Source organism: Kitasatospora sp. NPDC127067 (genome assembly GCF_042724755.1).
Lineage (GTDB): Bacteria > Actinomycetota > Actinomycetes > Streptomycetales > Streptomycetaceae > Kitasatospora > Kitasatospora lactacystinica.
Window position 1 is genome coordinate 116,051 of the sequence record NZ_JBHXEM010000004.1, and the last position, 11,726, is coordinate 127,776.

At 71.9% G+C, this 11,726-nt stretch carries 8 protein-coding genes and 1 tRNA gene; 1 reads left to right on the plus strand and 8 read right to left on the minus strand.

Annotation, left to right across the window (positions count from 1 at the left end; all coding sequences use genetic code 11):
- Positions 1-244: 244 nt before the first annotated feature.
- From ACFWJ4_RS03195 to ACFWJ4_RS03230, 8 genes are all read right to left on the minus strand, one after another.
- A complete protein-coding gene (locus ACFWJ4_RS03195; protein WP_359897555.1) occupies positions 245-919 on the minus strand; it encodes a response regulator in 675 nt (224 codons plus the stop codon).
- Complete coding sequence (locus tag ACFWJ4_RS03200; RefSeq protein WP_380538588.1) at positions 912-3,518, minus strand: ATP-binding protein; 2,607 nt, start codon at positions 3,516-3,518, stop codon at positions 912-914. The genes ACFWJ4_RS03195 and ACFWJ4_RS03200 overlap by 8 nt, the downstream gene beginning before the upstream one ends.
- Positions 3,519-3,602: 84 nt before the next feature.
- Complete coding sequence (kdpC, locus tag ACFWJ4_RS03205) at positions 3,603-4,238, minus strand: potassium-transporting ATPase subunit KdpC (protein WP_380538590.1); 636 nt, start codon at positions 4,236-4,238, stop codon at positions 3,603-3,605.
- A 21-nt stretch (positions 4,239-4,259) separates the two neighbouring features.
- The gene (kdpB, locus tag ACFWJ4_RS03210) at positions 4,260-6,374 is read right to left on the minus strand and encodes a potassium-transporting ATPase subunit KdpB (protein WP_380538592.1); all 2,115 of its coding nucleotides are present in this window, start codon (positions 6,372-6,374) and stop codon (positions 4,260-4,262) included.
- Positions 6,374-8,038: a potassium-transporting ATPase subunit KdpA gene (kdpA, locus tag ACFWJ4_RS03215; protein ID WP_359897559.1), complete on the minus strand. Its 1,665-nt coding sequence runs from the start codon at positions 8,036-8,038 to the stop codon at positions 6,374-6,376. The genes kdpB and kdpA overlap by 1 nt, the downstream gene beginning before the upstream one ends.
- Position 8,039: 1 nt before the next feature.
- A complete protein-coding gene (kdpF, locus tag ACFWJ4_RS03220) occupies positions 8,040-8,129 on the minus strand; it encodes a K(+)-transporting ATPase subunit F (RefSeq protein ID WP_097237446.1) in 90 nt (29 codons plus the stop codon).
- 444 nt (positions 8,130-8,573) lie between these two features.
- Positions 8,574-10,406 (minus strand): APC family permease, encoded by a 1,833-nt coding sequence (locus tag ACFWJ4_RS03225; protein WP_380538594.1) that lies wholly within the window; start codon positions 10,404-10,406, stop codon positions 8,574-8,576.
- Between the two features lie 384 nt (positions 10,407-10,790).
- Positions 10,791-10,871, minus strand: a tRNA-Tyr gene (locus tag ACFWJ4_RS03230).
- A 217-nt stretch (positions 10,872-11,088) separates the two neighbouring features.
- On the opposite strand from ACFWJ4_RS03230, the gene ACFWJ4_RS03235 reads away from it, so the two are divergent.
- A complete protein-coding gene (locus ACFWJ4_RS03235; RefSeq protein ID WP_359897561.1) occupies positions 11,089-11,577 on the plus strand; it encodes a YajQ family cyclic di-GMP-binding protein in 489 nt (162 codons plus the stop codon).
- The last annotated feature ends 149 nt before the right edge of the window (positions 11,578-11,726 follow it).

Below are 11,726 nucleotides of genomic sequence, written 5' to 3' on the forward strand. Positions count from 1 at the left end.
TGACCCCCCCTTGGGGGGGCGCGTCGGCGCCGCCGCGCCCCCCCTCCCCCACCTGCTGGCCGTCCTGGGACGGCTGCCGGAGCGGACCCGGGCCTCCCCCACACGGAGCCGGGCCGCTCGTTCGACACCGACACTACGCCCGCGGAACACCGCCCCCGGACGGTCTTGACGCCCTCCTGTCGTCCACCGGAGCGCTCTTGACGGCTCGTTGACGAGGGCGCGCCGGCCCTCGCCCGCCGGTCCGTCACGGCACGTACCGGTACCCGATCCCCGGCTCGGTGATCAGGTGCCGCGGCCGGGCCGGATCGCGCTCCAGCTTGCGGCGCAGCCCGGCGAAGTAGACCCGCAGGTAGTTGCCGCGCCCCTCCTGGGCCGGGCCCCACACCTCGCGCAGGATCTGCCGCCCGGGCACCAGCCGCCCGGGGTTGGCGAGCAGCAGGGCGAGGATGCGCCACTCGGTCGGGGTGAGCCGGACCGGGCCGTTCGGTCCGTTCACCGCGGTGGCCGCGAGGTCCACGGTGTGGTCGCCGATCACCGGCCGGCCCGACGGCACGCCGCCCGGCGGCCGGCGCAGCACGGCGCGCAGCCGGGCCAGCAGTTCCTCCATCAGGAACGGCTTGGTGAGGTAGTCGTCGGCGCCCGCGTCCAGGGCGCCCACCTTGTCGGCGGCGTCCGTCCGGCCGGAGAGCACGATGATCGGCATCGCGCTGCGGGTGCGCAGGCCGCGCAGCACGTCCATCCCGTCGAGGTCGGGCAGGCCGAGGTCGAGCAGGACGGCGTCCGGGGCGCTGTGCGCGGCGCGGTCGAGCGCCTCGCCGCCGCTGGCGGCGGTGCGGACGGCGTACTGCCGGGCGCTGAGGTTGATCCGCAGGGTGCGCAGGAGGGCCGGCTCGTCGTCGACGACCAGGATCTCACTCATGTCGCGATTCCTCCCCGGGGTGTCCGGGCTCGGTGGCGGCGGGGTCTGAGGTGGCGGGGGCTGTGGCGGCGGGCCCGGTGGTGGCGGCGGGCAGGGTGAGCAGCATGGTGGTGCCTCCACCCGGGGTGTCCTCGACCTCCAGGCTGCCGCCCATCGCCTCGGCGAGGCCCCGGGAGAGGGCGAGGCCGAGGCCGACGCCGGTGGTGTTGTCGGTGTCGCCGAGGCGCTGGAAGGGCAGGAAGACCCGGTCGCGGTCCTCGGGGGCGATGCCGGGGCCGCGGTCGATCACCCGGATCTCGACCTGGTCGGCGTGGTGGCTGGCGGTGACCAGGACGGGCGCGCCGGGGGCGTTGTACCGCAGCGCGTTGGTGATCACGTTGGCGAGCACCCGCTCCAGCAGCGGCGGGTCGGCGAGCACCGGCGGCGTGGTCTCCAGGTCGAGCGGCTGGACCGGTGCGTACGGGTCGGGGAGGCTGTCCAGCGCCCGGGGCAGGATCTCGTCCAGGTGGGTCTCGGTGAGGTGCAGGGTGAGCGCGCCGGCCTGGAGGCGGCTCATGTCGAGCAGGTTGTCGACCAGCCGGGTGAGCTTGACCAGCGACTCGTCGGCGGTGGCGAGGAGTTCGGACTGGTCCTCGGGCGAGAACTCGACGTCGGGGCTGCGCAGCGAGCCGACCGAGGCGCGGGCGGCGGCCAGCGGGGTGCGCAGGTCGTGGCTGACGGCGGCGAGCAGGGCGGTGCGCATCCGGTCGGCGGCCTTGATCGGCTCGACCTCGGCGGCGACCACGGCCAGCCGGTCGCGCTCCAGCGCGGCGGCGACGTGGGCGGCGAAGGCGGTCAGCACCCGCTGGTCGGCGGCGGGCAGCCGGCGGCCGGTGAGCACCAGGACGGCGTCCGGGCCGACCGGGACCTCGGTGGTCTCGTGCGGCCCGTCGCCGTCGCCCCGGTGGTCCCCCGCGCAGTGCGCGAGCGCCTCGCCGTCGACCCGCGAGAGCAGGGCGACGGCCCGCATGCCGAAGGCCGTCCGGGACTTCTCCAGCAGGGCGGGCAGCGCGTCGGCGCCTCGCAGCACGCTGCCCGCCAGGGTGGAGAGGGTCTCGGCCTCGGCGGTGGCGCGGGCGGCCCGGCTGGTGAGCCGGCCGGCGTGGTCGACCACGGTGGAGACGGTGAGCGCGATGGCGGCGAAGACCACCAGGGCGACGATGTTGTTGGTCTCGCCGATGGTCAGACTGTGGATCGGCGGGATGAAGTAGTAGTTCAGCAGCACCGAGGCGACGACCGAGGCCAGCAGGGCCGACACGGCTCCGCCGAGCAGGGCGACGATGACCACGCCGAGCTGGAAGATCAGCGCTTCGGTGGTCAGGTTGATGCTGTGGTGCGCCTGGGAGAGCAGGGCGGTGAGCAGCCAGGGCACCGCCAGTCCGGCCAGGTAGCCGGCGAAGGTGCGGCGCCGGGAGTGGCGGCGGCCGAGCGAGGGCAGCCGGCCGCGGCCGGTGAACTCGTGGGTGACCATGTGGACGTCGATGTCCTCGGAGGCGTCCACGGTGGTCTGCCCGGTGCCGGGGCCGGTGAGGAAGCGGTTGATCCGGCCGCGGCGGCTGGTGCCGAGCACCAGCTGGGTGGCGTGGTGGGCGCGGGCGAAGGTGAGCAGCGCGGTGGGGACGTCGTCGCCGACCACCACGTGGTAGCTGCCGCCGAGGGCCTCCGCCAGCTGCCGCTGCTGGGCGAGCGCGCCGGAGGAGGCGCCGGCCAGGCCGTCGCTGCGGGAGACGTGGACGGCCAGCAGCTCGCCGCCGGCCGTGCGGTCGGCGATCCGGGCGGCGCGGCGGATCAGGGTCTCGCCCTCGGGGCCGCCGGTGAGGGCGACCACGACCCGCTCGCGGGTCTCCCAGACCCGGTCGATGTTGTGGCTGGCCCGGTAGTCGCGCAGGCCCTCGTCCACCCGCCCGGCCACCCAGAGCAGGGCGAGTTCGCGCAGGGCGGTGAGGTTGCCGACCCGGAAGTAGTTCGAGAGCGCGGCGTCCACCTTCTCCGCCCGGTAGACGTTGCCGTGGGCCATCCGGCGGCGCAGCGCCTGCGGGGCCATGTCGACGAGTTCGATCTGGTCGGCCCGGCGGACCACCTCGTCCGGGACGGTCTCGCGCTGCGGGATGCCGGTGATCTTCCGGACGACGTCGTTCAGCGATTCCAGGTGCTGGATGTTGACGGTGGTGATGACGTCGATCCCGGCGGCCAGGATCTCCTCGACGTCCTGCCACCGCTTGGCGTGCCGGCCGCCGGGGACGTTGGTGTGCGCCAGCTCGTCCACCAGCACGACGGACGGGCGGCGGGCGAGCACGCCGTCGAGGTCCATCTCGTCGAACTCGGCGTCCCGGTAGGCGCGCCGGACCCGCGGCAGGACCTCCAGGCCGGCCAGCATGGCCTCGGTGTGGCGTCTACCGTGGCACTCGATGTACCCGACCACGACGTCGGCCCCGCGCTGCTGTCTGCGCCGGGCCTCGTCCAGCATCCGATAGGTCTTGCCGACCCCCGGCGCGGAGCCGAGGTACACCCTCAGGCGGCCGCCGCGGTTGCCGGTGCCGGGGGTGAGGTCGCGGGCCATGGGCACAGCTCTTTCCATCGAAAAGTGGTGCACGTCTGCGGACGCGGGTCGGCCGGCCCGGTCACCCGTCTGTGTGAGGTGATGTCACTTCTGCTCGCTGAGCGCCTTGTTGAGCAGCACGACGTTGACGCCCTCGTTGCCGAGGAAGCCGAGCGAGCGGCTCTCGGTGTACTCGTCGACCAGCTTGGTCACGGCCTCCACCGGCAGGCCGCGGTTCCCGGCCACCCGGTCGACCTGCTCCTTGGCGTACGCGACGGAGATGTGCGGGTCGAGGCCGGAGCCGGAGGCGGTCAGCGCGTCGGCCGGGACGCTCGCCGGGTCGACGCCGTCGAACGCGGCGACGGCGGCGCGGCGGTCCTCGACGGCCTTCAGCAGGTCCTCGCTGTTCGGGCCGAGGTTGCTGGCGCTGGAGGAGGAGGCGTCGTAGCCGGTCCCGGCCGCGGAGGGGCGGGGCTGGAACCACTTCGGGTCCGGCCGGGCCTCCTCCTTCGGGTCGTCCGGGTTCTTCTTCGGGAGGTTGAAGTTCTGGCCGATCAGGCTGGAACCGACCTCCTTGCCGTCGGACGTCACGGGCGAGCCGTTGGCCTTGTCGGTGAAGGCGGCCTGGGAGATGCCGGTGATCAGCAGGGGGTAGGCGATCCCGAGGATCACGGTGAGCACCAGGAGTGCCCGCAGGGCGGTGAAATGGGTGCGGAGGATGGTCGGCAGGGGCTTGGACATGGTTTTCTCTCCTTCCCTGCGTCAGCTGAGGCCGGGGATGAACTGGACGATCAGGTCGATCAGCTTGATGCCGACGAACGGCACCACCAGGCCGCCGAAGCCGTAGACCCCGATGTTGCGGCGCAGCAGCGAGCTGGCGTCGGACGGGCGGTAGCGCACGCCGCGCAGGGCGAGCGGGATCAGGCCGATGATGACCAGGGCGTTGAAGATGATCGCCGAGGTGATCGCGGACTGCGGGCTGTGCAGGCCCATGATGTTGAGGTGGCTCAGGCCCGGGTAGACCCCGGCGAACATCGCGGGGATGATCGCGAAGTACTTGGCCACGTCGTTGGCGATCGAGAAGGTGGTCAGCGCGCCGCGGGTGATCAGCAGCTGCTTGCCGATCTCCACGATCTCGATCAGCTTGGTCGGGTTGGAGTCCAGGTCGACCATGTTGCCGGCCTCCTTGGCCGCCATGGTCCCGGTGTTCATCGCGACACCGACGTCGGCCTGGGCGAGCGCGGGGGCGTCGTTGGTGCCGTCGCCGGTCATCGCGACCAGCTTGCCGCCCTCCTGCTCCTTCTTGATCAGGGCCATCTTGTCCTCGGGCGTGGCCTCGGCGAGGAAGTCGTCCACGCCGGCCTCCTCCGCGATCGCCTTGGCGGTCAGCGGGTTGTCGCCCGTGATCATGATGGTCTTGATGCCCATCCGGCGGAGCTCGTCGAAGCGCTCCCGCATGCCCTCCTTGACCACGTCCTTGAGGTGGATGACCCCGAGGACGCGGGCCGGCCCGCTGCCGACCTTGGTGGCGACGACCAGCGGGGTGCCACCGGCCGCGGAGATGCCGTCGACCAGGGTGGCGACCTCGTCGCCGACCGAACCGCCGTTCTCGGTCACCCAGTTGGAGACCGAGCCGGCCGCGCCCTTGCGGACCTGGTGGACGCCCTCGGCCTCGTCCAGGTCCATGCCCGACATCCGGGTCTGGGCGGTGAACGGCACCCAGGTGGCGTGGGTCAGCTCGCCCTGGGCGCGGGCCCGCAGACCGTACTCGGTCTTCGCGAGGACCACGATCGAGCGGCCCTCCGGGGTCTCGTCCGCGAGCGAGGAGAGCTGCGCGGCGCCGGCCAGTTCGTCGGTGGACACGCCCGGGGCGGCCAGGAACTCGGCGGCCTGGCGGTTGCCCAGGGTGATGGTGCCGGTCTTGTCGAGCAGCAGGGTGTTGACGTCGCCGGCGGCCTCGACGGCGCGGCCGGACATCGCCAGCACGTTGCGCTGCACCAGCCGGTCCATGCCGGCGATGCCGATCGCGGAGAGCAGCGCGCCGATGGTGGTCGGGATGAGCGCCACGATCAGGGCGACCAGGACGATCATCGACTGCGGGGCACCCGCGTAGGTGGCCATCGGCTGGAGGGTCACGACCGCGACCAGGAAGACGATGGTCAGCGAGGCCAGCAGGATGTTGAGCGCGATCTCGTTCGGCGTCTTCTGCCGGGCGGCACCCTCGACCAGGGCGATCATCCGGTCGATGAACGACTTGCCGGGCTCCGAGGCGATCTTCACCACGATCCGGTCGGACAGCACCTTGGTGCCGCCGGTGACGGCACTGCGGTCGCCGCCGGACTCCCGGATGACGGGCGCGGACTCGCCGGTGATCGCCGACTCGTCGACGCTGGCGACGCCCTCGACCACGTCACCGTCGCCGGGGATGATCTGGCCGGCCTCGACCACCACGTGGTCGCCGAGCCTCAGCGCGGTGCCGGGCACCTCCTCCTCGGCCCGGGTGGCGGGCCAGTCGGTGAGCCGGCGGGCGACGCTCTCGGTCTTGGTCTTGCGCAGGGTGTCGGCCTGGGCCTTGCCGCGGCCCTCGGCCACGGCCTCGGCCAGGTTGGCGAACACCGTGGTGAGCCAGAGCCAGACGGTGATGGCCCAGGCGAACACGGACGGGTCGGCTATCGCGGAGACCGTGGTGACCACCGAGCCGACCTCGACGACGAACATCACCGGGTTCTTGATCATCACCCGGGGGTCGAGCTTCTTCACCGCGTCCGGCAGGGACGCGAGGATCAGCTTCGGGTCGAGCAGGCCGCTCGCCACTCTGTGCGGCGCGGCGGGCTCCGACTTGTCGGCCGGTGCGGGGTTGAGCGTAGAGGTGGACATCAGGAGGACAGACCTTCCGCGATCGGCCCGAGAGCCAGGGCCGGGAAGTAGGTGAGGCCGACGACGATCAGGATCACGCCCGACAGCAGGCCCACGAACAGCGGCTTGTGGGTGGGCAGGGTGCCCGGGGTGGCCGGGACCGGCTGCTGCTGGGCGAGCGAGCCGGCCAGCGCCAGGACGAAGACGATCGGCAGCAGACGACCGAAGATCATCGCCAGACCGAGCGCGGTGTCGTACCAGTCGGTGTTGACGGTGATGCCGCCGAAGGCCGAACCGTTGTTGTTGGCGGCCGAGGTGAAGGCGTACAGCACCTCGGAGAAGCCGTGGGCGCCCGAGTTGAGCATCCCGGCGCGCTCGCCCGGCAGGGCCATCGCCACGCCCGTGCCGACCAGCACGATCGTCGGCGTGGTGAGGATGTACAGCGAGGCGAACTTCATCTCCCGGCCGCCGAGCTTCTTGCCCAGGTACTCGGGGGTGCGGCCGACCATCAGGCCGGCGACGAACACCGCGACGACCGCGAGCACCAGCATCCCGTACAGGCCGGAGCCCACACCGCCGGGCGCGATCTCGCCCAGCATCATGTTGAAGACCGTCAGCCCGCCGCCGAACGGCGTGTACGAGTCGTGGAAGGAGTTCACCGCACCGGTCGAGGTCAGCGTGGTCGAGGCGGCGAACAGCGAGCTGGCGGCGATGCCGAAGCGCTGCTCCTTGCCCTCCATCGCGGCGCCCGCGGCCTGCAGGGCGCTGCCCTGGTGCTGCGACTCGGCGAAGGTCAGCAGGGCCACCGAGGCGACCCAGAACAGGCCCATCACGGCGACGATCGCGTAGCCCTGGCGGTTGTCCCCCACCATCCGGCCGAAGGTCCGCGGCAGCGCGAACGGGATCAGCAGGATCAGGAAGATCTCGACCAGGTTGGTGAAGCCGGTCGGGTTCTCGAACGGGTGCGCCGAGTTGGCGTTGAAGAAGCCGCCGCCGTTGGTGCCGAGCAGCTTGATGACCTCCTGGGAGGCCACCGGGCCGCCCGGGATCTTCTGGACGTCACCCGCGAGGTTGGTGACCTCGTGGAAGCCGTGGAAGTTCTGGATCACGCCGTTGGCGGCCAGGACCAGGGCGAAGACGATCGAGATCGGCAGCAGCAGGCGCAGGCTGATCCGGGTGAGGTCCACCCAGAAGTTGCCGACCCGGTCCGTCCTGTTGCGGGTGAAGCCCCGGATCAGCGCGGCGACGACGGCGATGCCGACGGCCGCGGAGACGAAGTTCTGCACCGCCAGGCCCGCCATCTGCGCCAGGTGGCCCATCGCGGACTCGCCGCCGTAGGACTGCCAGTTGGTGTTGGCGACGAACGAGATCGCGGTGTTCCAGGCCTGGTGGCCCTCCATCTGCGGAACACCCAGGTTCAGCAGCAGGTAGCCCTGGAGGCGGATCAGGCCGTAGAGGAAGAGGACGGAGACGGCGGAGAAGGCCAGCACCGAACGGAGGTAGGCCGGCCAGCGCTGATCGGCGTCGCCGTCGACGCCGATCACCTTGTAGATGCCGCGCTCGACTCCGAGGTGCTTGGCGGACGTGAGGAGCTTGGCGATGTAGTCGCCGAGGGGGCGGTAGCACAGGGCCAGCGCGCCGACGAGGGCGATGACCTGGAGCCAGCCCGCGAGAGTGGAGCTCATGTCAGAACTTCTCCGGGTAGATCAGCGCGACGACGAGATAGCCGACGAGGGCGACGGCCACGATCAGACCAGCGATGTTCTCGGCGCTCACAGCTTCTCCACCCCCCGCGCGATCAGGGCGATGACGGCGAACACGGCGACCGTGACACCGACGTAGATGAGATCGGACATGGGCTCCACCAGAGTGGTTCGGGAGATGCCGCGACCTGGGCCGGAAGGGCTCGCGCGGCGCCGGCGGACGACCGGCAGATGCAGCAAACCAGCCGTCAGGGGCGCGTTATGGGGCCCTGACGCCCTCCATACGGGTGACGGCGCGACGTTGACGCGGCCTTGACGGGCGCTTCACCGGACCGAGACCGTCGTGATCGGGCCGAGATCCGGCGGGGGCGGACGGGGGTGCGGCGGCGGTGCTCGTCGGGCGTCGCCGTGCGTCGCCGTGCGGGGAACGTGGCGGGACCGTGCCGGGAGCGTGCTGGGAAACGGAGCGGCCCCGGACGGCGGTCTGCCGTCCGGGGCCGTCCTCCCCCGCTCCTGGTCACATCCGCATGCGCAGCCGGCAGACCACCGCGTCGGTGTGCCGCCGCAGGGCACGGTCGATCACGGCGCCGCGCCGGTTCTGCAGCGCCCGCTGCCACCAGCGGGCCGGCTCCACCTCGGGGATCAGCACGGTCAGCCGGTCGTAGGCGTGCTCCGCCCCCAGCTCGTTGACGAAGTCGGCGATCGGCCGGCCCAGCCGGCGGTGGACGTCCGGGATCTCCACCAGCGGCACGCCCGGACGCCACAGCTCCCAGTCCCGGCGCAGCGCCTCCGCGGCGGCCGGCTCGTGCACCACCGTCACCGCCATCACCTCGTCGCCGAGCGAGAGCGCCGCCGACAGGCCGTCCCGGGTCAGCCGGGTGATCGCGGTCACCGGGACGACGACCAGGCTGCGCTGCCTGGTCACCGGGCCGGGCACCCGGCCCAGCTCCAGCCGCTCGCCGATCCGCGCGTAGCTGCGGTGGACCGCCTCGAACAGCACCACCAGCAGCGGCAGCGCCACCACGATGCCCCAGGCGCCCTCGGTGAACTTGGTGCCGGTGACGACCAGCGCCGCGACGCCGGTGAGCAGCGCGCCGAAACCGTTCAGCACGGCCTTCCACCGCCAGCCGGACGGCCGGTGCAGCAGCCAGTGCCGGACCATGCCGACCTGACAGACGGTGAAGCCGACGAACACGCCGATGGAGAACAGCGGCACCAGGCTGTTGACGTCCCCGCCGGAGCCGACCAGCAGCGCCGCCGACACCGCGGCCAGGAACAGCACGCCGTACCGGTACACCTGGCGGTCGGCACGCAGCGCGAACACGTGCGGGAGGTGGTTGTCCCGGGCGAGCAGGTCGAGCAGCACCGGCAGCCCGCCGAAGGAGGTGTTGGCGGCGAGCCCGAGCAGCACCACGGTGGCGAACTGGACGACGTAGAAGCCGAAACCGTGGCCGAGCGAGGCGTCGGCGAGCTGGGCGAGCACCGTGACGCCCTCGACCGGCTGGAGGTGGAAGCGGCCGATCAGCACGGCCAGCCCGATCAGCATCACGCCGAGCAGGGCGCCGAGCGCGACCTCGGTGTGCTGGGCGCGCCTGACCCGCGGGGTGCGGAAGGAGGGGACGGCGTTGGCCACCGCCTCCACGCCGGTCAGCGCGGAGCAGCCGGCCGCGAAGGCCTTGAGCAGCAGCAGCGCGCCGACGGCGGTGGCGTTCTCGGCGAGCGCCGAGGCGTGGCCGGCGGCGGCCGCGGTGCTGGCCGGGCCGTCCCGGAACAGCCCGACCACGACGATCGCCAGGATGGAGAGCACGAAGACGGCGGTCGGCGCCATGAACCAGCGTGCCGACTCGGCGATCCCGCGCAGGTTCACCGTGGTGACCAGCGCGAGCACGCCCAGGCAGAGCCAGACCCGGTCGTCGTACAGGCCCGGGACGGCCGAGGTGAGCGCGGCGACGCCGGCGGTGACCGAGACCGCGACGTTCAGGACGTAGTCGACGACCAGCGAGGCGGCCGCGGTCAGCGCGGTCCGGCGGCCCAGGTGCGCCTTGGCCACCGCGTAGGAGCCGCCGCCGTCCGGGAAGGCCGCGATCACCTGCCGGTAGGAGGCGACCAGCACCGCCAGCAGCAGGGCGATCGCCGCGGTGACCGGCAGCGTGAAGCCCAGCCCGTACGCCCCGGCGGCGGCGAGCACCAGCACGATCGACTCCGGCCCGTACGCGACCGAGGCCATGGCGTCCAGCGAGAGCGCGGCCAGCCCGCCGAGCGCGCTGAGCCGGTGCCGCTCGTCGCCCGTACCGGTGTCCGGCGGCTCGGGTTCGGCCGTGACGGCCGGGGTGGTGGTGGCGCTGGACATCGGACGGACCTCCGCAGTCGGTAGTTGGTCCGATCCTGCGGTCCGCGCACCCGCCGCCCCGGCGGGCCCTACGCGTTCCTGACGCCGCCACGAGCGGCCTTGACGCGCCCTTGACGCGGCGGCCGCGCCGCGCCGCGCGGCCCCGTCCGGTGGCTGTTGGCGGGGGTGGGGCGAGCCGTTGTCCCGGCGGTCGCCGGCTGGGAAGACGATCAGCTCTGTCGAAGGACTCCCACCCCCGGGCCCCACTCTGCTGCCTGCCACCCGTAATTGCAAGCAATGTGCAATAAGTAGCCCGGCCGGCCCCGCCCCCACGGAACCACCTGGACACAACGAAACAGCCCCCGATCCGCGTTTCCGCAGATCGGGGGCTGTTTCTCCATCCTGTGGCTGGTGCAGGGTTCGAACCTGCGTAGCTTGCGCGACAGATTTACAGTCTGCTCCCTTTGGCCGCTCGGGCAACCAGCCAGGATCTTCGTTTCCCGGGGTGTTCACCCCGTTCGACTTGGTAAACCATACCCGATGCCGGGGGGTGCTCCGCCACTCGATAGATCACGCAATGATCAAGGAACCGCGGGCGGGCGGTACGGGCGGGGCAGGTGTGGCGCTGGATAGGCTGGGACTCCGGACGCCCGCGAGGGCGGGCCGTGCCAGTGAAGCCAGAGCATCAAGGAGACCAACACCCATGGCCGACTCCAGTTTCGACATCGTCTCGAAGGTCGAGTGGCAGGAGGTCGACAACGCGATCAACCAGACCTCCCGTGAGATCGCGACGCGCTTCGACTTCAAGGGCGTCGGCGGCGAGATCAGCCGCACCGCCGAGAAGATCGAGATGAAGGCGAACGGCGAGGAGCGCGTGCGCGCCATCCTCGACGTCCTGCAGACCAAGTTCATCAAGCGCGGCCTGTCGCTGAAGGCTCTGGACGCCGGCGAGCCGCAGCTGTCCGGCAAGGAGTACAAGATCTTCGCCAACGTCAAGGAGGGCATCACCACGGAGGACGCGAAGAAGGTCGCGAAGATCATCCGTGACGAGGGCCCGAAGGGCGTCAAGGCGCAGGTCCAGGGCGACGAGCTGCGCGTCAGCTCGAAGAGCCGCGACGACCTCCAGGCCGTGCAGGCCCTGCTCAAGGGCAAGGACCTGGACTTCGCGCTCCAGTACGTGAACTACCGCTAGCACCGGCCCCGGCCTGCGGCGACGCAGGCTCCGAGCGGCTGCGGGACAGAACGGGGGGGGGGCGCCCCCCCGACCAGGGTGGGCGGCCCCCCCGGTAGCGGCCCCCCCATAATTTGCGCCCCTATTAGTGGGGGGAGTTAGCATCACCC

Bases quoted from the DNA above. Each gene is read 5' to 3' on its own strand.
- ACFWJ4_RS03195 (WP_359897555.1), bottom strand. From the start codon at position 919: ATGAGTGAGATCCTGGTCGTCGACGACGAGCCGGCCCTCCTGCGCACC.
- ACFWJ4_RS03200 (WP_380538588.1), bottom strand. From the start codon at position 3,518: ATGGCCCGCGACCTCACCCCCGGCACCGGCAACCGCGGCGGCCGCCTG.
- kdpC (WP_380538590.1), bottom strand. From the start codon at position 4,238: ATGTCCAAGCCCCTGCCGACCATCCTCCGCACCCATTTCACCGCCCTG.
- kdpB (WP_380538592.1), bottom strand. From the start codon at position 6,374: ATGTCCACCTCTACGCTCAACCCCGCACCGGCCGACAAGTCGGAGCCC.
- kdpA (WP_359897559.1), bottom strand. From the start codon at position 8,038: ATGAGCTCCACTCTCGCGGGCTGGCTCCAGGTCATCGCCCTCGTCGGC.
- ACFWJ4_RS03225 (WP_380538594.1), bottom strand. From the start codon at position 10,406: ATGTCCAGCGCCACCACCACCCCGGCCGTCACGGCCGAACCCGAGCCG.
- ACFWJ4_RS03235 (WP_359897561.1), top strand. From the start codon at position 11,089: ATGGCCGACTCCAGTTTCGACATCGTCTCGAAGGTCGAGTGGCAGGAG.